This window comes from Streptomyces sp. CA-181903, from assembly GCF_050937075.1.
In the GTDB taxonomy this organism is placed as follows: domain Bacteria; phylum Actinomycetota; class Actinomycetes; order Streptomycetales; family Streptomycetaceae; genus Streptomyces.
Genome location: NZ_JBNJLY010000001.1, coordinates 6,187,335 through 6,209,063, shown reverse-complemented (window position 1 = coordinate 6,209,063; position 21,729 = coordinate 6,187,335). Strand labels below are relative to the sequence as shown.

17 protein-coding genes and 2 pseudogenes are annotated in these 21,729 nt (G+C 73.8%); 5 read left to right on the top strand and 14 right to left on the bottom strand.

The features are described from left to right. Positions 1 to 3 precede the first annotated feature (3 nt). From ACQEVS_RS27640 to ACQEVS_RS27610, 7 genes and pseudogenes are all read right to left on the bottom strand, one after another. A complete protein-coding gene (locus ACQEVS_RS27640) occupies positions 4 to 1,413 on the bottom strand; it encodes a M20/M25/M40 family metallo-hydrolase (RefSeq protein WP_433024606.1) in 1,410 nt (469 codons plus the stop codon). A 595-nt stretch (positions 1,414 to 2,008) separates the two neighbouring features. Continuing rightward, positions 2,009 to 2,994: pseudogene (locus tag ACQEVS_RS27635) on the bottom strand (aldo/keto reductase). 113 nt (positions 2,995 to 3,107) lie between these two features. Beyond that, a complete protein-coding gene (locus tag ACQEVS_RS27630; RefSeq protein WP_433024604.1) occupies positions 3,108 to 4,379 on the bottom strand; it encodes an FAD-dependent monooxygenase in 1,272 nt (423 codons plus the stop codon). A 106-nt stretch (positions 4,380 to 4,485) separates the two neighbouring features. Beyond that, positions 4,486 to 5,454, bottom strand: a complete 969-nt coding sequence (locus ACQEVS_RS27625) for an SAM-dependent methyltransferase (RefSeq protein ID WP_433024602.1) — start codon at positions 5,452 to 5,454, stop codon at positions 4,486 to 4,488. 449 nt (positions 5,455 to 5,903) lie between these two features. Continuing rightward, positions 5,904 to 7,370: a carboxylesterase/lipase family protein gene (locus ACQEVS_RS27620; RefSeq protein ID WP_433024600.1), complete on the bottom strand. Its 1,467-nt coding sequence runs from the start codon at positions 7,368 to 7,370 to the stop codon at positions 5,904 to 5,906. 188 nt (positions 7,371 to 7,558) lie between these two features. Then, positions 7,559 to 8,224, bottom strand: coding sequence for an isochorismatase family protein (locus tag ACQEVS_RS27615; RefSeq protein WP_433024598.1), 666 nt, complete (start codon positions 8,222 to 8,224; stop codon positions 7,559 to 7,561). Between the two features lie 34 nt (positions 8,225 to 8,258). Then, positions 8,259 to 9,044, bottom strand: a complete 786-nt coding sequence (locus tag ACQEVS_RS27610; RefSeq protein ID WP_433024596.1) for a 2,3-dihydro-2,3-dihydroxybenzoate dehydrogenase — start codon at positions 9,042 to 9,044, stop codon at positions 8,259 to 8,261. 615 nt (positions 9,045 to 9,659) lie between these two features. Between ACQEVS_RS27610 and ACQEVS_RS27605 the strand changes: the two genes are divergently transcribed. After that, positions 9,660 to 10,079 (top strand): DUF6314 family protein, encoded by a 420-nt coding sequence (locus ACQEVS_RS27605; protein WP_433024594.1) that lies wholly within the window; start codon positions 9,660 to 9,662, stop codon positions 10,077 to 10,079. A gap of 23 nt (positions 10,080 to 10,102) precedes the next feature. On the opposite strand, the gene ACQEVS_RS27600 is transcribed toward ACQEVS_RS27605, so the two are convergent. After that, entirely contained in the window at positions 10,103 to 12,664 is a 2,562-nt protein-coding gene (locus ACQEVS_RS27600; RefSeq protein ID WP_433024592.1) for an MFS transporter, read from the bottom strand. Positions 12,665 to 12,877: 213 nt separating this feature from the next. Next, positions 12,878 to 13,324 (bottom strand): SRPBCC family protein, encoded by a 447-nt coding sequence (locus ACQEVS_RS27595; RefSeq protein WP_433024590.1) that lies wholly within the window; start codon positions 13,322 to 13,324, stop codon positions 12,878 to 12,880. A gap of 184 nt (positions 13,325 to 13,508) precedes the next feature. On the opposite strand from ACQEVS_RS27595, the gene ACQEVS_RS27590 reads away from it, so the two are divergent. Further along, positions 13,509 to 14,024 carry an N-acetyltransferase family protein gene (locus tag ACQEVS_RS27590; protein ID WP_433024588.1) on the top strand — a complete coding sequence of 172 codons (516 nt, stop codon included), beginning with the start codon at positions 13,509 to 13,511 and terminating at the stop codon, positions 14,022 to 14,024. 144 nt (positions 14,025 to 14,168) lie between these two features. Here ACQEVS_RS27590 and ACQEVS_RS27585 read toward each other — a convergent pair whose 3' ends face one another. Then, complete coding sequence (locus ACQEVS_RS27585) at positions 14,169 to 14,801, bottom strand: HEAT repeat domain-containing protein (RefSeq protein ID WP_433024586.1); 633 nt, start codon at positions 14,799 to 14,801, stop codon at positions 14,169 to 14,171. Positions 14,802 to 15,303: 502 nt separating this feature from the next. Here ACQEVS_RS27585 and ACQEVS_RS27580 point away from each other — a divergent pair. Both ACQEVS_RS27580 and ACQEVS_RS27575 read left to right on the top strand, forming a co-directional pair. Next, the gene (locus tag ACQEVS_RS27580) at positions 15,304 to 17,148 is read left to right on the top strand and encodes a 3-hydroxyacyl-CoA dehydrogenase family protein (protein WP_433024584.1); all 1,845 of its coding nucleotides are present in this window, start codon (positions 15,304 to 15,306) and stop codon (positions 17,146 to 17,148) included. A gap of 247 nt (positions 17,149 to 17,395) precedes the next feature. Further along, the gene (locus ACQEVS_RS27575; protein ID WP_433024582.1) at positions 17,396 to 18,253 is read left to right on the top strand and encodes a TetR family transcriptional regulator; all 858 of its coding nucleotides are present in this window, start codon (positions 17,396 to 17,398) and stop codon (positions 18,251 to 18,253) included. A 401-nt stretch (positions 18,254 to 18,654) separates the two neighbouring features. Here the strand turns inward: ACQEVS_RS27575 and ACQEVS_RS27570 are convergent, their stop codons facing one another. From ACQEVS_RS27570 to ACQEVS_RS27560, 3 genes are all read right to left on the bottom strand, one after another. After that, on the bottom strand, positions 18,655 to 18,897 hold the full coding sequence (locus ACQEVS_RS27570) for a hypothetical protein (protein WP_433024580.1): 243 nt from the start codon (positions 18,895 to 18,897) through the stop codon (positions 18,655 to 18,657). 117 nt (positions 18,898 to 19,014) lie between these two features. After that, positions 19,015 to 19,389: a beta/gamma crystallin domain-containing protein gene (locus ACQEVS_RS27565; protein ID WP_433024578.1), complete on the bottom strand. Its 375-nt coding sequence runs from the start codon at positions 19,387 to 19,389 to the stop codon at positions 19,015 to 19,017. Between the two features lie 197 nt (positions 19,390 to 19,586). After that, entirely contained in the window at positions 19,587 to 19,955 is a 369-nt protein-coding gene (locus ACQEVS_RS27560; protein WP_433024576.1) for a beta/gamma crystallin domain-containing protein, read from the bottom strand. A gap of 187 nt (positions 19,956 to 20,142) precedes the next feature. Here ACQEVS_RS27560 and ACQEVS_RS27555 point away from each other — a divergent pair, with 187 nt between their 5' ends. Beyond that, positions 20,143 to 21,150, top strand: a complete 1,008-nt coding sequence (locus ACQEVS_RS27555) for a helix-turn-helix domain-containing protein (RefSeq protein WP_433024574.1) — start codon at positions 20,143 to 20,145, stop codon at positions 21,148 to 21,150. A 359-nt stretch (positions 21,151 to 21,509) separates the two neighbouring features. Here the strand turns inward: ACQEVS_RS27555 and ACQEVS_RS27550 are convergent. Then, a pseudogene (locus tag ACQEVS_RS27550) lies at positions 21,510 to 21,692 on the bottom strand (DUF6193 family natural product biosynthesis protein); the annotation flags it as partial. Between the last annotated feature and the right edge of the window lie 37 nt (positions 21,693 to 21,729).

Sequence of the window (21,729 nt, the reverse complement as noted above, 5' to 3'; positions counted from 1 at the left end):
TCTCTACGCCTCCTCGGGCAAGGGGTGGTCGGACGAGCGGGGGCTCGCCTCGTGCATCACAAAACGGTCCAGGACGCGCACGCCGAAGTGCAGGGCGTCCACGGGCACCCGCTCGTCGACGCCGTGGAACAGCCCCTGGTAGTCGAAGCCCGGCGGCAGCCGCAGCGGGGAGAAGCCGTAGCCGGCGACGCCCAGCCGGGAGAACTGCTTGGCGTCCGTGCCGCCGGACATGCAGAACGGCACCACGTGTGCTTCGGGGTCGAAGTGCTCCAGCGCGGCCCGCATCCGGGCGAACACCGGCGCGTCCACCGGCGCCTGAAGGGCCCGCTCACGGTGGAAGAACGTCCAGTCCACGTCCGGGCCGGTGAGCCGGTCCAGGGTGGCGGCGAACTCCTCGTCGCCGCCCGGTACGGTCCGGCCGTCGACGAACGCGGTGGCCGTCCCCGGGATGACGTTGATCTTGTAACCGGCGCTGAGCATGGTGGGGTTGGCGCTGTTGCGCACGGTCGCCGCCACCAGCTTGGCGGCGGGCCCCAGCTTGCCCAGCAGCTCCTCCACCTCCTCCGGGCGCGGCCCGTTGCGGCCCACGTCGATGCCGTGCGCGGCGGCGAGTTCACGCAGCGCGGCGCGGACGACCGGGGTCAGCCGGACCGGCCACTCGTACTCGGCGATCCGGGTGACGGCGGCGGCCAGCCGGGCCACCGCGTTCTCGCGGTTCACCTTGGAACCGTGCCCGGCCGTGCCCCGGGCCCGCAGCTCCACCCACGCCGAGCCGCGCTCCCCCGCCGCCACCGGGTACAGCCGCAGCCCGCCGGCCCCGTGGACGGTGTACGCGCCGGACTCGCCGATCGCCTCGGTGCAGCCCTCGAACAGCGCGGCGTGTTCGTCCGCGAGGAACCCCGCGCCGGCCTCGCCCTTGTCCTCCTCGTCGGCGGTGAACGCCAGCACGATGTCGCGCGGCGGCACGACGCCCGCGCGCGCCCAGGCCCGGACCAGGGCCAGCACCATGGCGTCCGTGTTCTTCATGTCGAGCGCGCCGCGCCCCCAGACGACGCCGTCCCGCACCTCGCCCGAGAACGGGTGCACGGTCCAGTCGGCGGGCTCGGCCGGCACCACGTCCAGGTGCCCGTGGACGAGCAGCGCCCCCGCGACCGGATCCGCGCCCGGAACCCGCGCCACCACGTTCGTCCGCCCCGGCTTCCGCTCCAGCAGGAACGGCTCGATCCCCACCTCGGCGAGCCGCTCCGCCACGTACTCGGCGGCGGGCCGCTCCCGGCAGTCGCCGCCACCGCGGTTGGTGGTGTCGATCCGGATCAGATCGGAGGTGAACCGGACGACCTCGTCAAGCGCCCGAGCGTCAACCCGCCCCCCGTTCCCGTCCGCCGCCGCCGCTGCTGCCGTGCCACTAGCCATACGCTTCCTCCACCGCCCCCACCACGACGGGACGGATCGCCTCGGACATGGTCGGCGTGGTGCGGCGGGCCAGGCCGGACGCCGCGGAGCCCGCCCGCCCGGCCGGGCGGCGACGGCACGCGCCCGCGCACCGCCCGACCCCTCGGCGCGCACGGCACACCCGCTCCCCCGGCCGTCACCCGTCACCAGCACCACCAGCCCACCGTAAGCGCCCCCGCCAACAGACCCGGGCAACCCGGCAAACCACCGCGCGCCATCCACCCATACGCCGCCCCCACGCGCCGGGGCGCCCCCGCCCGGGACGCCGCGGAAGCCCGCGGGAGCGGCCCCGGCCGGCCGCTGCCGACGGCGTCCGCGCGCGCCGTGCCGCCCACAGCGGTAAAGGATCTTCGGCATCCTCCCGTTCTACCTCAGAGGGACGGCGTCCGCACAGGTCCCGCCGCCCTCCTCGTCACCGGGAAGCACCGCCGGGATACGCCCTGTTGGCGTCCGGACGGACGGTGACGCGCGGCCCCGCACCCCGCGTCCGCCTCACATGCCACCAACCCGCCTTGCAGGCAACGGGATTCACCGTGCGAGCGCTCTCCTCCTCCGGTCACCGCCGCAACCCCAGTACCCGGTGCGGCCGGTAAGGCGCCTCCAGTCCGGCGATCTCGTCGTCCGTCAGGGTCAAGTCGACGGCGGCGACCGCGTCGTCCACGTGGGAGGCGCGGGTGGCGCCGATGATCGGGGCCGCCACGGCCGGCTTGGAGAGGAGCCAGGCGAGGGCTATGCGGGCCGGGGGAGGTCGCGGGTGGTGGCGACCGTGCGGACGGCGTCCACGACGTCGAAGTCCGCTTCCTCGTAGAGGCGGCGGGCGAGTTCGTCGTTGCCCGCGCGGAGGGTGCGGTGGGCGCCGTCGCGGTCTCGGGTGCCGGTGAGCATGCCGCGGGCCAGGGGGCTCCAGGGGATGCAGCCGACGTTCTCGTCGCGGCAGAGGGGGATCATTTCGCGCTCCTCCTCCCGGTAGAGGAGGTTGTAATAGTTCTGCATGGATATGAACGGAGTCCAGCCGTTGGCCCTGGCCAGGTGCTGGGCCTTGGCGAACTGCCAGGCCCACATGCTGGAGGCGCCCAGGGCGCGGACCTTGCCGGCGGCGACGAGTTCGTGCAGGGCCTCCAGCGTCTCCTCGATGGGTGTGTCGTAGTCCCAGCGGTGGATCTGGTAGAGGTCGACGTGGTCGGTGCCGAGGCGGCGGAGGGAGGCGTCGATGGCCTTGGTGATGTGCTTGCGGGACAGGCCGCGGTCGTCGGGGCCAGGGCCCATGGGGAAGTAGACCTTGGTGGCGAGGACGTAGTCGTCGCGGCGCGGGAAGAGGCGGGAGAGCAGGCGTCCCGTGATCTCCTCGCTGAGGCCGGCCGAGTACATGTCGGCCGTGTCGAAGAACGTGACGCCCGCCTCGACCGCGCGCCGGACGACGGGTTCGGCGGCCTCCTCGTCCAGGAACCACTTCTGCGCGGTGGGGCCGCCGCCGTAGCTCATCATGCCCAGGCATATCCGGGACACCTTCAGGTCCGAGCCGCCCAGTTGTACGTAGCGCACGTCGTCTCCCGTTCCTCGCGGATGATCGCCCTTGGCGGACGATCGTCCTTGCCGCTCAGCTCACAGAGGCATCCTGCGGCCCGGGCCGGTGGAATTGAAGACGTGTGCAGCTGTCAGGGGCGGGCCGACGGGGTGTAGGAGGGGCGGGAGTTGAGGGCGGCGGCCTCGCCGGCCGCCCTCCGGTGGGCTGCCGCGGCGCGTGCCAGGTCGCGTCCCGCGTCCGGGCTCCCGGCGGCCGCGCGGGCCCTGGCGGCGCGGTCCATCTCGCGGTTGGCGAGGACGACGGCCGCGGTGGGGGCCTTCCGTTCGTCCTCGTACGCCGCCAGGGCCCGGACGGGGTCGGGCTCGGTGGCGAGGCGGTGGGCCAGGACGCGGGCGTCGAGCACCGCCTGGGAGCCGCCGTTGGCGCCGGAGGGGTACGAGGGGTGGGCGGCGTCGCCGAGGAGGGTGACACGGCCCTCGCCCCAGACCGGGAGGGGGTCGCGGTCGACCATGGCGTATTCGAGGATCCGCTCGGCGCCGGCGAGGAGCGCGGGCAGGTCCGTCCAGTCGAACCGCCAGTCCGCGAGGTGAGGGAGGACGTCCGCCAGGCGGCCGTGGTGGTTCCAGCGCGCGTCGCCGGCGAGCGGGCCGGGGACGCCCGTCGGCACCGCGCAGACCCAGTTGAGCAGCGTACGGCCGCGGGCCCGGGCCGCCGGCGAGATCTGGTACGCGACGAACTGGGTGTGCCGCTCGTCGGACGCGAGGAGCAGCGCGTCGCCCAGCGGGAAGGCACCGGTCTCGGTGACGCCCCGCCACATGGTGACGCCGCTCCACTGCAGGGGGCCCTGGGTGGGGTGGAGGCGGGCGCGGAGCCGGGAGTGGATGCCGTCGGCGGCGACGAGGACCCCGGCGGTGCAGCGCTCGCGCCGGTCCGTGGTCCGGTCGAGGGTGTGGACGTGGACGGCGTCGGGGGTCTGGGTGAAGTCCTCGACGCGGACGCCGGCTCGGACGGCCTCCGGGCCGAGCCGCTCCCTCACCGTTCTCAGCAGCATCATCTGTAAGTCGCCGCGGTGGACGGAGTACTGCGGCCAGCGGTAGCCGGCGGCCGTGCCGCGCGGGTCGCGGTAGCGGACCGTGCCGTGCCGGTCGGCGTAGACGTGGGCGACGGCGGGGACGCCGACGGCCGCCAGTTCGTCGGCCAGGCCGAGTTCGTACAACTCCCGCACGGCGGCGGGCTGCAGGTTGATGCCCACGCCGAGCGGGGCGATGCGGCGCGAGGACTCCAGGACGAGCGGCCGGATGCCGACGGCGTGCAGGCTGAGGGCGGTGGTGAGTCCGCCGATGCCGGCGCCTGCTATCACGACGTCGGCGTGCGGCGGTTGGGCAGGGTGGGGTGTGGTCATGTCTCCTCATCGGGGAGGGGAGGGGAGGGAAGGGGGGTAGGGAGGGGGAACGGAGGCGAGGGGAAGGGAGGGAAGCGGGCGGCCCGCGCGGCCGCCGGGGCGCGGTTCAGCGCACGGCGTGGACGAGTTCGCCGCCGCGCGGCCCCGCCTCCGGCCACCGCCCGAGGGCCTTGCCGATCGCCGCGTAGGTCACCGTCTCCGGCCGCCAGCCCCGCTCGGTGAACAGCGGCCCCGCCTCGTCGGTGCCGTACCGCCAGCCGGCGCCCGAGCGTTCGAGGAGGCTCAGCATGGAGCGGATGGCAGGTTCGTGGAACAGGGAGCCGGCGACGAACTCGGCGAGGATGTGACTGCCGGGCGCGGAGAGTTCGGTGATGCGGTCGAGGAGGCGGAGGACGTCCCGCTCCTCCAGGTACTGGGTGAGGCCCTCGACCAGCCAGCAGGAAGGTTCCTCGGGGCGGAACCCGGCCGCCGTGAGGGGGCCGGCCCAGTCGGCGGCGAGGTCGGCGCCGACCGGCACCCGGCGGGCGCAGCGCGGCACGGCGTCGCCGAGCAGCGATTCCTTCAGCCGCAGCAGCTCCGGGCGGTCGACCTCGTAGAGGACGGTCGCGGGGAGCGGGAGGCGGTAGGCGCGAGTGTCCATGCCGGCTGCCAGCAGGACGAGTTGGCGGGGGGTGCCGGGTGCGCTGGGGATGCCCGCGGCTCCGGAGGTGCCCGGGGTGCCGCCCGTCACCGTCCGGATGAGGTCGTCGAAGTAGCGGGTGCGAATGGGTATGGCCTCCACCATGCCGGCCTGGTCGGCGAGTCTCCGTCCCGTGTCGCCCGCGAGGACGGCGGCGAGCGGGTCGTCGAAGAGCCGGTCCGGACGCTCGGATTCCCGGGCGCGCAGGGCGGCCGTCATCCGGGCGGTGTCGGCGACGGGGTCGAGGCGGTCGGCGGGCGCGTCGGGCCGGTCGGCGGGTGCACCGGGCCGGTCGGTGGCCGAGCCGGAGCGACCGGAGGCGGAGTGGGGGCGGCCGGTGGATACGTCGGGACGATCGGTGAATGTGTCGGGGCGGTCGGTGGTCGAATCGTGCATCGCGGTGAGGCTCCGTTCGTCGGTCGCTGGGACGGGCGCGGGGCGCCCGGTGACTCACCCCCGTCTGGTGCGGCCCTCCCGTACTACCACGTACGGGGACAAGCAGGTAAGAGGAACAAGTGGCGGACGTGACGGTCGTGACTGCCGTGGCGCATGGTTCCAGTGAGGCGGCGGGCGGAAGGGTTTTCGTGTCACACCCGACGAGGCGCGTGCAGGCGCACGCCACCGGAAGCCCGGGCGGGCCCGAGGCACCACGAAAGCGCACCCGGGAAGCCGGCACGCGCGGGCACGGGACGCCGGAGCGCCCGGCTCGGCCTCCGTACGCGGCGCGGCGCCGGCCAGGGCCACGTTCACGAGTGCGAACACCGCTACACGCATGAGCGCAAGCACAGTTGCCCGCACGGCCACGACCACGACCACGGTCACCCGCGCCCCCGCACCCCGGTCCGTCAGCGGTCGATGACCGCCACCTCCGGCCGCTCCCGCAGATAAGGAGCCCAGTCCGAAGCGCCCGGAGCGTCCGGATGGCGCGGGTCGCCGTCCCGGACGAAGGCGATCCAGTGGCCCTGCACCCGGTCGACCAGGGCGGCCGTCTCCTCCGGGTCGGCTCCGCGCAGCATCGGCGCGTCCGGCCACGCGTCGAGTTCCCCGAAGACGAAGGGGAGTTCGATGCAGTGGCAGGCGCCGAAGGGGCTGCCCTCGGGGGCGTAGTCGAAGCGGTAGACCCAGGCCGGGTTGCCGGCGTCGGCGAGCAGCCCGGCGAGCCGTTCGGCCGGGGCGCGGAAGAAGTGCTCGGTGGTCATGCGGACGACCCGCTCGGCGGGGGCAAGGTCCGCCCACTCGGGGAAGCGGTCGGCGTCGCCGTACCAGCGCTCGGCGGTCCGGGCGAAGTCCTCCGGCCGGACGCCCGCCGGCAGCGCCGTGCCGGGCGCGAAGAAGGCGGCCCCCTCGTCGCGGGTGGTTCCGATCAGCAGCCGGACGCCGTGCGCGCCGGCGGCCCCGATGGCCGCTTCCGGGTCGGGGGCCACCATGCGTCCGTCCGCGACCAGTTGGAACGTCGGTGTCACGTCCAGGAAGCCGGCCGGCGACCGGCGGGCGACGGCGTCCTGGGCCGCGAGGACGTCGGTGACGGGCAGTGCGCGGGCGTCGGCGGCCCGGCCGGCCGGCACGCCGAGGGCGTCCAGCAGCAGGGCGCCCTTGGCGGCGGCCTCGTCCGGGGTCTGCGGCCGCATCCCGCCGGGGTGGCTCTGCAGGATCGCGCCTCGGAAGAGGCCGCTTCCGCCCTCCGAGCCGGAGAGCAGGGCGACGAGCGAGGCGGCCCCCGCCGACTGCCCGGCGACGGTCACCCGGTCCGGGTCGCCGCCGAACGCGGCGACGTTCTCACGCACCCAGCGCAGTGCCCGGAGCTGGTCGAGCAGCCCTTGGTTGCCGGGGCCCGCCCCTGGGAGGACGTCGCCGAGCCGGGCGTAACCGAGGGCGCCCAGACGGTAGGTGACGGTCACCACCACGATGTCGCCGCGCTCGGCGAGTGCCCTCCCGGAGTACCACCTCAGCCCGCCGCCCCCGCTGGTGAAGCCGCCACCGTGCAGGAACACCAGCACGGGCCGGGCCGCGGCGTCGGCGCCGGGCGTCCAGATGTCGACGGTGAGGCAGTCCTCGTCCTGTTTGACGTGCGCGAACGGCGCCACGCCCATCACCCGTTCCAGCCGGGACGGCGGCTGGGGGGCGACGGGGCCGGGCGCGGCGGCGTCCCGCGTCCCGCGCCAGGGGCTGACGGGCGCGGGCGGGGCGAACCGCGCCGGGCCCACGGGCGGTGCCCCGTAGGGGACGCCCAGGAAGGCGGACACCGCTCCCTGCCGTACCCCGCGCACCACGCCGTACGCGGTCCGTGCCTCGGGTCGCCGGTCACCGGTCACGCTGCACCCCTTCCCGTAGGGTCGCCCCTCCCGTAAGGGGCGCCCGCCAAAAGGATCATGGCCTCCTGATTCTGCACCGAAGGGGAACGCGGTCAAAGGGGCGCGGCGCGTCCCCGTCCGCTCCCCCGCGTTCACTCCAGTGGTGGTGGACGGACTCCCGGCGCAAGCCGCCCGAGCGGCCCGCGCGGTCACACGGCACGCGCGCGGTCACGCCCCTCCGGGCCGACGGCGGCCAGCGCTGCGGCGGTGGGGAGGACGACGGCACAGCGCGACGCCGCGTACTCCAGGGCCATCCGGTGGTACTCGGCCGTGAAGTCGGCGACGGCGTCGGCGACCACGAAGGTCTCGACGTCGTTCGAGAACGCCTCGTGGGCGGACATCAGGATGCCGACGTGCGCGTAGACGCCGCAGATGACCAACTGGTCGCGCTGCCGACGATGCATCAGGTCGAGCAGCCCGGTACGGCAGAACGCGGAAGGCCGCCACTTGGTGAGCACCACGTCCCCGTCCCGGGGCGCCACCTCGGGGACGACCGCCCGGTGCTCCTCCCCCGCCGGCATCCCGGCGCCCCAGATGTCCTTGAGCAGGCCGCGCTGCTCGTCGGTCATCCCGCCGGGCTGCGCCGTGTAGACCACGGGCGCGCCGGCGCCGGCCCACGCCCCGCGCAGGGCCGCGACGTTGGCGACGAGTTCGGCCGCCGGTGACTGCCCGGCGGGGAACGGACGCAGGAAGTACCGCTGCATGTCGTGGACGAGCAGCACCGCGCGCCGGGGGTCGACGGTCCAGCCTGCGGCGTTCCGCGGCAGGGAGCCGGCGGCCGGCATGGGGTACGGGGTGATCGGCGGGATGGCCACGGTGCGTCCTTTCGTGGTGGGAGCGGCGGCGGCGTCACGCGCCGAGGGTGGCTCCGCCGTCGACGGTGAGGTGGTGCATCGTGATGTGCGCGGCGCGGTCGGAGAGCAGGAACAGGACCGCGTCGGCGATGTCCTCGGGACGGGCGACCTTCCGGAGCGGGATGCCGAGGCGGTACTCCTCCGGGACGCCGTCGACCGAGTGCGCGCGGGCGGCGTCCGCGTCGTCCCAGAGGGCGGTGAGCATGGCGGTGTCCGTCGAGCCGGGGCCGACCACGTTGCACCGGACGCCGTACGCGGCGAGCTCCAGGCCGAGGCAGGCGGTGAACATGCCCGCCGCGGCCTTGGAGGCGGCGTAGGCGGCGAGGTTCGCGCGCGGGGTGCGGCCGGCGTTGGAGGCGATGGTGACGATCGCGCCGGAGCGGCGGCGGGCCATCCGGTCGGCGACGGCCCGGCTGACGTGGAAGACGCCGGTGGCGTTGACGCCGAGGACGGCGTTCCAGTCGGCCTCGGTGAGTTCGCGGACGCTGCCGGAGCGCAGGATTCCGGCGCTGTTGACGAGGTGGGTGAGCGGGCCGAGTCGGCGTTCGGCGGTGGCGACGGCCGCCTCGACCTCGGCGGCGGAGGTGACGTCGGCGGGCAGGGCGAGGACCCGCCGGCCGCCGCCCGAGAGGCCGCCGGCCAGGGCCGCGAGCGCGCCCTCGTCCCGGTCGAGCAGGGCCACGGCCACGCCCTCGGCGGCCAGGGCGCGGGCCACGGCCTCGCCTATGCCGCCCGCGGCGCCGGTGACGAGCGCCGTGCCGTGCAGTCCGAACACCGTCATCGTGTGGTCTCCTTCGTCGGCGGGCCGGAGGACGTCCGGGGCCGGTGCCCGCCGGACGTGGCGGAAGCCGGGCCCTTGGGGACAGTTCACCGTGGAGCCGCTGTCCGCCGAGAGACGCGAACCGGCCGCTGCCGCCCCGGAACCGCCGAGGACCCGCCGGCGGGCGCGGGCCGGGGAGACGTGCCGCCGGTCGCCGACGGGAAGGGGACGAGGCCGCCCCGCTTGCCGGCTCCCAGGCTGCCGATCTCGTCGCCCCGGCGCGATCCCTTGGTGCGGACGCGGTTTTGGAGCGCGCCGGGGGCGATGTGGACGGCGGGCCGGAGGTCCGGGTACGCGAGGCGGCCGACCCCGTACCTCGCCGCGCCGGAAGCCGTCGTCGAGGGCGCTGCTCGGCGAACTCCGGTGGCTGAGGGGGCGTTCAGGCCGAGGGGCGGCCGACGGGGATCGGGGCCGGGTCCGGCACCTGCGCAGCTCCGTGGAGAACCGGCGGCGAGCCGACGCACCGTGAAGGGTCTCCCCGCCCCCTCACGCGATAATGCCTCCCATGAGCCCCACCGCCCCCGTCCCTACGACCCCCGGCACCCCCGTCCCGTCCCCCACCCCGTCCCCGACGCCGTGGCCCACCTCACCGGGCACTGGACGGTGCACCGCGTCCTCCGCGATCTGGCCACCGGCCAGGAGGGCACCTTCCGCGGTACGGCCGTGTTCCGCCCGGCCGCCGGCGGGACGCACCTGCTGCACGTCGAGGACGGCGGGCTCACCTGGAACGGCGCCACCGGCCGGGCGGGCCGGACGCTCCTGCTGTACGGGCGGCCGGACGGCACGGCCGACGTCCGCTTCGCCGACGGCCGTCCCTTCCACCCGCTGGATCTGCGGACCGGGCGCTGGACCACCCGCCACCCCTGCGGCCGGGACCGCTACGACGGGACGTTCACCGTCGTCTCGGCCGACGAGTGGCGCCTCACCTGGCGGACCACCGGGCCGGCCAAGGACCAGCTCCAGCACACGGTGTACCGCCGCGCCGGGCGCCCCTGAACGAGGGCCGCCGGAACGGCGGTTCACCTCCCGTGGCGCTCCCGGAACATGTCCGTCATCCCCTGGTCGGCGTGGCCCAGTTGCAGGTCCCGTTCCGTCCGGCCGCCCCCGGCGACCTGGAGCACCGTCGCCACCGGCGGGTACCCGGCCGCGACCACCGTGTACTCCCCCGCGGACAGGTCGACGAAGCGGAACGTGCCGTCGGCGCCGGTGATCGCGGAGTCGACGACGTTCCCGGCCGCGTCGAGCAGGGTGACGCGGGCGTCCTCGACCGGTCGGCCGCCCCCGGCCCGTACCGTCCCGCGCAGCACCGCGCCGCCCGCCAGCTCGACGTCCTGCCGGGTCTCGCGGGCGGACTGGACAGTGACGGGGAGCGCGGCCGGGCGGTAGGCGGGGGCGCTGGCGGCCAGGGTGTACTCGCCGGCGACGAGTTCGCCGATGACGTAGCCGCCCTCGTGCCCGGTGCGGGTGGTGGCGACGACCTCGCCCTGGACGCTGGTGAGCGTCACCAGCGCCTCGCACACCGGGCTGCCGTCGGCGGCGCGGACGGTGCCCGCGAGCCGGCCGGCGCCGCCGAGGACGACGTCGAGTTCGACCGGCCGGTCGCCGACGGTCACGGTGACCGCCTGCGGCTGGTGGCCCCCGGCCGCGGCGATGAGGACGTACGAGCCGGTGCCGGGAGTGTTCAGCGCGTACCGGCCGTCTTCGCCGCTGGAGCCGCGCCCGATCTGCCGCCCCTGGGCGTCGATCAGGGTGAGCGCGGCGCGGGCGACGGTGGTGCCGTCCTGGTGCTGGACGGCGCCGGTGACGGGCACCCCGGCGGCGTACGGGGCTTCGCCCCGCGCGTCGTCGGAGAGGTACGCCTCCTCACGGACGTACGTGCCCTCGCGGGCGTACACCTCGCGCCGCGGGTCCGGCTCGGTGATCAGTGGCGCGTCGGTGATCAGTGGCGCGGGCGGCGGCGGGGCCGGCTCGTTGCGGGCGGGCGGGATGGTGGGCGCTTCGGGGGCGTTGTGGGACACCAGTGGTTTCTCCTTCAGCAGGAAGGCGAGCAGGAAGCCGAGGATGAACACCGGCACCAGGTAGAGGAAGATCCGCGGCATGGCGTCCGCGTACGCCCGGACGTAGCCGTCCCGCAGCGCCGCCGGGAGGGCGTGCACCAGGCCGGGTGTGAGGGAGTCGGCGTCCGGGAGCCCCGCGCGGCGCGGCAGTTCACCGGCGAGGCGGTGGGCCAGCCGGTGCGCGAAGAGGGTGCCGAAGACGGCCGCGCCGACCGAACCGCCGATCTGCCGGAAGAAGTTGTTGGCGCTGGTGGCGGTGCCGAGGTCGGCGGGGTGGACGGAGTTCTGCACGGCGAGGATGAGGACGGGCAGGCAGAGACCGATGCCGGTGCCGAGGACGGCCATCCAGAGGCTGTAGACCAGCCGGCCCGTCCCGGCGTCCAGGTGTGACAGCAGGTACATGCCTTCGGCGGCGAGGGCGCAGCCGAGGACGGGCAGCAGCTTGTAGTGGCCGGTGCGGCTGACGAGTTGGCCGGCGACGAGGGAGGCGGCCACGACGCCGCCCATCATCGGCAGCATCAGCAGCCCGGACTCCGTCGCGTCGGCCCCGTCGACCATCTGCAGGAAGGTCGGCAGGTAGCTGGCGGCGCCGAAGAGGCCGACGCCGACCACCGCGCCGATCAGCCCGGTGACGAGGAAGACGGAGTCGCGGAAGAGGTGGGGCGGGATGATGGGCTCGGCCGCGTACTGCTCGACGACGAGGAACAGCAGGGCCGTGCCGAGCGCGCCGGCGGCGAGGCCGATGGTGACGCGCGAGTTCCACGCGTACTCGGTGCCGCCCCAGCTGGTCAGCAGCACCAGGCAGGTGGCGGAGGTGCTGAGCAGCAGCGCGCCGAGGACGTCGAACCGGCCGCGGGCGGTGGGCCGGGGCAGGTCCAGGGCCTTGAGGACGACGGCGAGGGTGACCAGCCCGAAGGGGACGTTGACGTAGAAGCACCAGCGCCAGGAGGTGTGGTCGGTGAAGAACCCGCCCAGCAGCGGCCCGGCGACGGAGGCGAGCCCGAAGGCGGCGCTGATGACGCCCATGAAGCGGCCGCGCTCCCGGGGCGGGACGATGTCGGCGATGATCGCCTGCACGCCGATCAGCAGCCCGCCGGCGCCGACGCCCTGGAGCGCGCGGAAGGCGATGAACTGGTCCATGGTCCGCGACCAGCCGGCCAGTCCGGAGCCGAGGACGAAGACGACGATCGCGAAGACGAAGACGGTCTTGCGGCCGAGGAGGTCGCCGACCTTGCCGTAGAGCGGCAGCACCACCGTGGAGGTGAGCAGGTAGGCGGTGACGGCCCACGGCATGCGGTCCACGCCGTGCAGGTCGCCGACGATCCGCGGGAGGGCGGTGGCCACGATCGTCTGGTCGAGCGCCGCGAGGAGCAGGGTGAGCATCAGCGCGATGAAGACGACGCGGACCCGCCCCCGTCCCGGCCGGGGGTCCCGGTCGGGGTTCCCGGCCGGGACGGGGCCGCTCGCGGGCAGGGCGGGCGGACCGCTCTTCGCCACGATGGCCTCGGAGATGGACCCGCCCACGTGTGTGCTCCCGTCGTCGCGCCTGGTCGTCCGGCCGCCCTTTTTTCGCATTACGCGACAACGGGGAGCAAGCGCGACGATTTACCCGGGAGTACGGCCGTGACGGCTTTCCGCCGGTGGGAGGCGTTTGACGGCCCGGCGCCGGGCCGGGAAAACCACTCGAACAGGTGAGGCCGCAGGGTCGGCCGTGGCGGGCCGACGCTACGGAGGGAGTCAGCCCTTCTCCACCTCACCGGCGAGCCGGGCGAGCACGGCGTCGTGGATCCGGGCCAGCCCCTTGGGCGCGAAGGCCCGCTCGAAGAAGCCGCCGATGCCGGTGGCGCCGGTCCACGTGGTGCTGACGACGACCTTGGCGCGGCCCTCGCCGGCGGGGGTGACCGTCCAGGTGGTCACCATGCTGGAGTTGCGGTCCTTCTCCACCAGCTGCCCGGCGGACGGCTCGGTGACCTCCAGCAGGCAGTCCCGGACGCGCTTGCTGGTGGCCTGGAGCTTCCAGTGCACCAGCGTGCCCTCGCCGTCGCCGCCCTCCCGCACCTCGTACTCGCTGTACTGCTCGGGCAGCAGCTTGGCACGGGTGCCGCTGTAGTCGGCGAGCGTGTCGAACACCTCCTCCGGGTCCGCTGCGATGATCCGCTCGGTGGTGGCCTCGACCTGGCCCATGACTTGCCCTCCGGGATTCCGGGATGACGATATGTGCTGACGGTATGTGCGGCAGCCCGCGTGTCCCGCGGGTGCGGGCAAAGCCAATCACCATCGCCCCACCTGCCCAAATCGGGGTGCGCTCGTTCCGCGTACATCCCGACGTTTCCGTCTGCGGGCGTCTCCGGACCGCTAACGTGCGTGCATGGTGCGCATACGGAAGATGACCGGCGACGATGTGGACGCCGTGGCGGAGATCCGGGTCGCCGGCTGGCGGACGGCGTACCGGGGGCTCGTCCCCGACGCGTACCTCGACGCCATGGACCCCCTCGCGGACGCCGCCGCCCACCGGGCACGCCGGGCGACGGCCGAGTCCCCCATGGCGGAACTGGTGGCCGAGTCCCCCGCCGACGGCGTCGTGGGCTGGGCCTGCCTGGGCCCCTGCCGCGACGATGACCTCCCGGCGCCCGCCGGCGAGCTGTACGCCCTCTACGTACGGCCCGCGCTCGTCGGCACCGGCGTGGGGCGCTCACTGTGCGCCGGCGTGCTGGAGGACGCGCGGGAGCGGGGGGACGCCCGGCTGGGTTTGTGGGTACTGCGCGAGAACGCACGCGCCCGCCGCTTCTACGCTCGCGCGGGGTTCACGGCGGATGGGGCGGAGCGGGTGGATGAGGTGGAGGGGGAGCCGTTGGTGGAGGTGCGGTATGTGCGGGGGGTGTAGGGGGCGGGCCCCCAGGCTTGTCCTCAATCGCCGGACGGGCTGATATTCAGCCCGTCCGGCGATTGAGGACAACCGCGCGGAGCGCGGTTTCAGGGGACTGGGGGCCGGCCCCAGGAAACGGCGAAAGGGCGGGACCGGGGCACCTCACCCCCGCGGCCGCGCACGCACCGTCGGCAGGGGCCGCCCGTTCAGCCTGGCGAGAGCCACCACCGCGGCGGGCCGCAACCGTTCATGCTCGCGCGCGGCGACGAGAGTCGCCTCCGCCCGCCGGTCGCCGAGCAGCCCCAGCCCCTCCACACAAGCCCGGGCGACGGGCCAGCAGTGATCCCGGGCGGCCAACAGCCGCTCCAGCGTGGAGAGAAGAGCGGGCACGGACTCGGGTGCGCGCAGTTCGGTCAGGAGCCGGACGGGGTGGACTGCGTAGGCGGTCCGCAGCGGGTTGGTGGCGAGGGCGGCGGCGGCCCGCGCCGTACGCGGGTCCCGGAGCCGCGCGAGGACGTGCGCCGCCGTGGCGCACCGCACCGGCTCCCGGTAGTTGAGCAGCAGCACCAGTGTCTCGAAGGCCCGCCGGTCGCCCTGGACGCCGAGCGCGAAGGCGGCGATCTCGCGGGCCCAGAGCGGCTGTTCGGGGGCGACCAGCACCTCCGCGAGCTCGTCGCGGGCGGCGCGGCCGTCGGTGCGTGCCAGGGCCAGCAGCCGTTCGTACGCCGTGAACTCGGCCGGGGAGACCAGTTCGGCCCGCACCCGCTTCAGCAGTACGCGGAATTCCTCTTCCATTCCCGCTCCTCCCCGAGTGGCCTGTACCACATACTAATTCGGGCCCCCGCCCCCTGGCGCTCGCGGTTACCGGTGAGTTAATCTCCCGGCACGAGCCGCACCCCGGCTCGGGCGGCCGGTGACGCGGCCGTCGTGGCACCGGAGTTCCCGGTGCCGCCCGCCGGTTCGGCACTCCAGTACGGCTCGGCCCCGGGACAGGGCCGGCCGCTCGCACGACTCCTCCCCCGTGGACGCCCTTTACCCGTCCGCGGCAATCCTTAAGGCGCCGCGCCCGCGCAGGGACGCGCCGCGCCCCCGCACCCGGCAGCGTCGCCGGGTCGGTACCCCGTCGATCCCGTCGAGGCAGCTCCCGTCGAGACCGCTCCCGTCGATCCCGTCGGGACGGTTCCCGCCGAGGCAGCTCCCATCGAGACCGCTCCCGTCGAGCTCCCCGCGCCCGGGGCACCCCCGCCGTCGCTCCCGGCGGGCCCCCGCGCCGGAAAACACCCTCTGGAGTCCCGTCATGGACCGTCAGTCCGCCGTTCCGCCGTCCCCCGCCACCGGCCGTACCGTCGAGAACACCACCCCCGCCGGCCCGCTGCGTTCCGTCGCCGTCGTCGGCCTCGGCACCATGGGCTCCGGCATCGCCGAGGCCCTGGTGCGGGCCGGCCGCGAGGTCGTCGGCATCGACGTCAGCGCGGAAGCGGCCGGCCGGGCCGTGGCGGCGCTCACCGCCGCCACCTCCCGTGCGGTCGCGCGCGGCAAGCTGACCGAGGACGAACGCCGGGCCGCGCTGGGCCGGTTCCGTACCTCGGCCGACCTCGCCGACGCCGCCGGTGCGGACCTGGTGATCGAGGTCGTGCCGGAGGACTACGCACTCAAGCACGACGTCTTCACCGCCCTCGACGGGATCGTCGCGCCCACGACGATCCTGGCCACCGGCACCAACGCGCTGTCCGTCACCCGTCTCGCCGCCGACTCCGCCCATCCCGAACGGGTGCTCGGCCTCCACTTCTTCAACCCCGCCCCGGCGATGAAGCTGGTGGAGGTGGTCTCCTCGGTGCTCACCGCGCCGAGCGCGGTCGCCGCCGTCACCGCGCTCGCCCACGAACTGGGCAAGGAGCCGGTCGCGGTCGGCGACCGGCCCGGATTCGTCGCGGACGGGCTGCTGTTCGGCTACCTCAACCAGGCCGCGGCGATGTACGAGTCGCGGTACGCGTCCCGCGAGGACATCGACGCCGCGATGAAGCTGGGCTGCGGCCTGCCGATGGGCCCGCTGGCCCTGCTCGACCTGATCGGTGTCGACACCGCCCGGACCGTCCTGGAGGCCATGTACGCGGCCTCGCACGACCGGCTGCACGCCCCCGCGCCGATCCTCGGGCAGCTGGCCGCGGCCGGGCTGACCGGCCGCAAGGCGGGCCGCGGCTTCTACACGTACGCGGCACCGGGCTCGGCGGACACGGTTCCGGACGCGGAGACGCCGGAGTCGTCCACCGGCCGGACGGCCGGCCGGCCCGTGCGCTCCGTCGGCGTCGTCGGCTCGGGCACGATGGCGAGCGGCATCGCCGAGGTCTTCGCCCGCGCGGGCCTGCCGGTGGTGCTCGCCGCCCGCACGGCCGGCAAGGCGGAGGCCGCCCGCGACCGGGTCGCGGCGTCGCTGGCCCGCTCGGTGGAGAAGGGCAGGATCACCGCCGGGCAGCGGGATGCGGCCCTGGAACTGATCACCCCGGCCGGCTCCCTGGACGCCCTCGCGGACGTCGACCTGGCCGTGGAGGCGGTGGCCGAGGACCTCGACGTCAAGCGGGAGCTGTTCACGGCACTCGACAAGATCTGCCGCCCGGGAGCCGTCCTGGCCACCACCACCTCCTCGCTGCCGGTGATCGCCTGCGCCCGGGCGACGTCCCGCCCGCAGGACGTCGTGGGCATGCACTTCTTCAACCCGGCGCCCGCGATGAAGCTGGTGGAGGTGGTGCGGACGGTGCTGACGGCGGACGACGCCCACGCCACGGTCCGCGAGATCTGCGCGGCCGTCCGCAAGCACCCGGTGGACTGCGGGGACCGCGCCGGGTTCATCGTCAACGCGCTGCTGTTCCCGTACCTCAACAACGCGGTGAAGATGGTGCAGGAGCACTACGCCTCGCCGGACGACATCGACACGGCCATGAAGCTCGGCGGCGGCTACCCGATGGGCCCCTTCGAACTCCTCGACGTGGTCGGGCTGGACGTCTCGCTCGCCATCGAGCGCGTCCTGCACCGCGAGTTCCGCGACCCGGGCCTGGCACCCGCGCCGCTGCTGGAGCACCTGGTCGCGGCGGGCTGCCTCGGGCGCAAGACGGGGCGTGGCTTCCGCGAGTATGCGCGGGCCTGACGCCGCGGCCGCGCGGGGCGCGGCGGAACGCTCCGGGGGCCTGGACGCGCGGGCCGCGGCCGAACGCTCCGGGAACCCGGGCACGCGGGGCGCGAGTGAGGGCTCCCAGGACCCGGACCCGCGGTACGCGGTCGAGCGGCCCAGGGGCCCAGGGGTACGAAGCGCGACGGAAGGCTGGGGCGGCCTGCTGGAACCGGCGGGCGGTCCGTCCCGGCACGCCCGCGCGGGCGCGTGTTACGTTCCCCACATGTCCCAGCCCGCCAAGTCCGTCCGCTCCCCGCGCGGGACCACCACCAGGAGCTCCGACGAGCCCGGACCGCCCGGCCCGCGCCCCTCGCCGTCCTCCCCCGCCCCGGAGGCCGCGGGCCCCCGCCGCGCCGCCGCCCAGCGCCTCACCATGCGCCGCAAACTCGCCGCCGCGGCCATGGAGTTGTTCGCCACCAAGGGCTACGAGGCCACCACCGTCGACGAGATCGCGGCGGCGGCCGGGGTCGCCCGCCGCACCTTCTTCCGCCACTTCCGCTCCAAGGAAGAGGCCATCTTCCCCGATCACGACGACACCCTCGTCCGCGCGGCCGGGGTCCTCGACGCGGCGCCCGCGCACGAGAACCCGCTGGACACGGTGTGCCGCGGCATCAAGGAGGTCATGCGCATGTACGCGGCCTCCCCCGCCGTCTCCGTCGCCCGCTACCGCCTCACCCGCGAGGTCCCCACCCTCCGCGAGCGCGAGATCGCCTCCGTCGCCCGCTACGAACGCCTCTTCACCCGCTACCTCCTGGGCCACTTCGAGGAGGGCACCCACCACGACGACGACCCCCTCCTCGCCGAGGTCGCCGCCTCCGCCGTCGTCACCGCCCACAACCACGTCCTCCGCCGCTGGCTCCGCAGCGGCGGCGAGGGCGACGTCGAAACGCAGCTCGACCACGCCTTCGCCATCGTCCGCGAAACCTTCGGCAAGGGCATCGGCGCGGGCCGCGCCCCACTCCCGCCCGGACCGCCGGTCACCGCGCAGACGGACGGCGAGGTGCTGGTGGCGGTGGCACGGACGGACGCGCCGCTGGGGGACGTGATGGCGGCGATCGAGAAGGTGCTCAGGAGTCGTTGAGGGGCGGGGGCGCCTTGGCCCCGCCCTGTCACCGCGCCCTCCCTGGGGCAAGCCCCCGAACCCCCTCCCCGGACGGGCTGAGCTTGTCATTTACCCAGTTCGACGCGGTTCCGTTCCGACCTTGTGGTGCGCTGGTCGACTGAACGCCTTGCCGGTGGCAAGGACTCTGCCCACATCGTGACGTGGGGCCCGGTGGCGGTTCTTCGACCCCAGTGGCCTTCCGGGTCCGGGGCGGGACGGTTTCGGTGCACTGGCTGGTGAGCCGGCCTTCGTGTGCAGGTTCCTGAACCCTCTGCGGACGCGACCGGGCGTCGGTCCGTCCTGCTCGGTGAGCTTCTCCCAGGGCCTGCGGAGGTCGGTGGCCAGTGGGCGGACGAGCCGGAGCCGGGCATAGGCGGCGATCACCGGCCAGGTCCACCGATCGCCGGACCGGCTTGTCGACCCCGGCGCCGGTAGTCTCTCCACGACCCCGGCAGGTGGGCGATGCGCGGGGCGTCGTATCCCGCGTCCGGCACGGCCAGGACCTCCGGGTCACCCGGCCGCCATCGGCCGGCGGCCACCAGCCGCTCGACGACCTCGCGGGGCTGCACCGTGGTCACCGCGGCGACGTCGGCGCCGGGCTCCAGGCGGACCGCGTCCGGCACCACCGTCCGGGACGTGCGGCCACTATGGGACCTGCCGCCCCCGCCCTCGTGGCTCAGTCGCCTGTGCCCACCGGGCACGGCGGTTCGGCAACCGCCGTGCCCCTGTGTCGCCTGCGGTCAGAGGATCCTTATCTTCTCGATTCTGACCCCGCCGGGGTGGTGCGGCCATTGGAAGACGGTCCACTTGTTGATGCCGCCCTCGGGCTGCCACCGTCCGTCCCCGAACCACTGAACGCGGTTGTTGCCGGTCCAGATCCGGGTAGCCCAGTAATAGCTGCCGTGAAGGTCGAACTCCCCGGCGTTGGCGAGACAGACGTCGCGGTTGGACTGGCCTGTGTCGTGGTAAGTGAGCTGCGTATACTCGTCGCTGACGCCACATGAGACCACATTGACCGCAGACGCCTCAGTGGTGGCGATGGCGGTCAGCGAAGTGGTCAGCATCAAGGTCGTCAGCCCGGCCAGGACGGCCCGTTTGGCGGCGATCGGTTTCATCGAAATTCTCCTCCGTGGGAAGGTGCAAGCCGCATTACTCAGCCCCGGACCGGGACCTGACCGAGGGACAGCACGGATGTCCCGCCGGTCCTCGGTGGCCCCTTGGCTCATCGGTTACGGAAGGCTGCGGCAGGTGGCCCTGCGGGCCAAAGGGGACGCGATCGGGGAGGGTCACCTTCCCCGATACCATGGGCGGTTCAGAGAATCCTGATCGCGTTCATGCGGACCCCGCCGGGGTGGTGCGGCCATTGGAAGACGGTCCACTTGTTGATGCCGCCCTCGGGCTGCCACCGTCCGTCCCCGAACCACTGAACTCGGTTGTTGCCGGTCCAGATCCGGGTGACCCACAAATCCCCACTGGGGTAATCGATGAATCCGGCGTTGGCGAAACACCGGGTGGATGTGGGTCCGGCTGTCGGATGGACATCGATTTGCAGGAAGTCGTCCTGCGTGCATGGCACTTGGTTCATCGCGAGGGCCTGGGGTGCACTGGCCAGGGTGAATGAGGCCGCCGCCGCGACGCTCGTCAATGCGGCCAGGACCACCCGTTTGGCACTTCTTTTCATGAAGCCTCCCTCTGCGGTCGCTGGTTGAGCGATGAGTCCTGCGAGTACCCGGCTACCCGCCCAGGAGACCGGCATCCGTCGAAGCGGTGTGGCACCGGGGGGGACGCGCGGTTTCGCAAGCACCGGTCGTACAACCTTCTACAGCTGCCCGGTATCTGAATGCTACGAAGATCAGGACGGCGCAGAGTTGGACCACAGCGACTTTCCGACAGGACATCTGCGCCACGAGCGCGTGTCACAACGGCCCATGCGAAAGGACTGGTCGGCGATGGACAGCACTGCCGCGAAGACCGACGGCCCGATCTCCCTGGACACCACGGCCGCACCCGGGGAGTGCGATGCCGTGCCACACGCGTGGGAACGGCAGACCGGCGGTTTCCGGGCCACAACGCGTGCCGCCAGGGTGCGCGGCGCGGCGGTCATCGATGTCGCCGACGAGTCGGCCATCCGGACCGTGCGCACTGCGGGCGGCACGGCGGATCAGATACGGCTGTACGTGGTCAGATGCGGCGCCTGGAGGGGCGGCATACACGATCGCGACGAACATGCCGTGGCATCCGGCCAGTTCCTCCTCCGGTACATCGGCCGGCCATCGCACTTTCGAACGGCTCCGCACACATCGGGGAACACCGTCGCACTGCCCGCCGCGTTATGCGCACCCTTACTCGGAGACCAGGGCACCACCGGGCCGGCGGACCCGGCGAGGGTGCGCCTGCTGGTGGCCCGGGTGAACAGTGTCCACGAGACCGTGACCGGTCTTGGTCCGGCCGCAGTAGAGGCCGCCCACAGCATCCTCATCGAGTTGGCCAAAGTGGCGATGACGCGCCGGTTGGACGACGTGGAAACCCAGCTGGCCCTGCTCGCCCAGGCCGCCAGGAATCTCGCGGACAGCCGTCTCCCCGACCCCGAGTTATCACCTGCGACGCTGGCGCGCGGGCTCAATGTCTCCGTACGCACACTCCAGCGGGCATTCGCGGTGTCAGGAGAGTCCGTGGCCTTCTACATCCGCCGCCGGCGACTCGAAGAGGCCCGGCTCGCCCTCACCACGCCGACCTGCCGGCGGAGCATCTCGGAACTGGCCGCCCACTGGCAGTTCGCGGACAGCAGCCACTTCATCCGGGCCTTCAAGAAGCAGTACGGCCAGACCCCCAGGGAGTACGCACGTTCGCACAAGGCCGGCGACCAGTGCCCCTGAAGCCATCCGGCCACGTCACCGTTTCGCCGTCGCCCAGCACGGTCATACCCTGGCGTTCGCGGAGGGGTGGGGCAGGTGCGCGGGGCCTGGACGAACGTGCTCGCAGGCAGGGACCATGAGGTCGCGAAGCCGCGCTCGGCGCGGGATACGCCTCGCCTTGGCCGCGGACGCGCTGTGTGCTCCACCCCAGGACACCGGGTACACGGCGACAGCGGAAGGCGACTCCCACCCTGAACGGGTGAACGTGCTGAAAGGGCGACCTCGGGGATGCGAGGGACGACGCCCAGCGGGGCACCTGGATGCTGCCGGTCTTCTCCCGCCGCCAGTCGCGGCCTCATCGTCCCCAGGGAGATGCCCCAGGTCCATCGCTGTTCGGTGCAGCGGCTGAAGTGGAGTTCTCCCATTCCGGTCCAGGGGAACAACTGCCGCAGGTGAGGCTCCGCGTAGGCCACCGCCAGGAGTTCGTCCCGTACGCGCCCGTCGTCGCGTACCGCCTGCCAGCCCGCTTCGACGATGGCGTCGCCCGCCGTATCCCTGTTCACCGCACCATCGTGTACGACGCGAGGGGCACGGCGAGCG

Bases quoted from the DNA above. Each gene is read 5' to 3' on its own strand.
- ACQEVS_RS27565 (WP_433024578.1), bottom strand. From the start codon at position 19,389: ATGAAACCGATCGCCGCCAAACGGGCCGTCCTGGCCGGGCTGACGACC.
- ACQEVS_RS27580 (WP_433024584.1), top strand. From the start codon at position 15,304: ATGGACCGTCAGTCCGCCGTTCCGCCGTCCCCCGCCACCGGCCGTACC.
- ACQEVS_RS27595 (WP_433024590.1), bottom strand. From the start codon at position 13,324: ATGGGCCAGGTCGAGGCCACCACCGAGCGGATCATCGCAGCGGACCCG.
- ACQEVS_RS27575 (WP_433024582.1), top strand. From the start codon at position 17,396: ATGTCCCAGCCCGCCAAGTCCGTCCGCTCCCCGCGCGGGACCACCACC.
- ACQEVS_RS27590 (WP_433024588.1), top strand. From the start codon at position 13,509: ATGGTGCGCATACGGAAGATGACCGGCGACGATGTGGACGCCGTGGCG.
- ACQEVS_RS27560 (WP_433024576.1), bottom strand. From the start codon at position 19,955: ATGAAAAGAAGTGCCAAACGGGTGGTCCTGGCCGCATTGACGAGCGTC.
- ACQEVS_RS27610 (WP_433024596.1), bottom strand. From the start codon at position 9,044: ATGACGGTGTTCGGACTGCACGGCACGGCGCTCGTCACCGGCGCCGCG.
- ACQEVS_RS27630 (WP_433024604.1), bottom strand. From the start codon at position 4,379: ATGACCACACCCCACCCTGCCCAACCGCCGCACGCCGACGTCGTGATA.
- ACQEVS_RS27625 (WP_433024602.1), bottom strand. From the start codon at position 5,454: ATGCACGATTCGACCACCGACCGCCCCGACACATTCACCGATCGTCCC.
- ACQEVS_RS27640 (WP_433024606.1), bottom strand. From the start codon at position 1,413: ATGGCTAGTGGCACGGCAGCAGCGGCGGCGGCGGACGGGAACGGGGGG.
- ACQEVS_RS27585 (WP_433024586.1), bottom strand. From the start codon at position 14,801: ATGGAAGAGGAATTCCGCGTACTGCTGAAGCGGGTGCGGGCCGAACTG.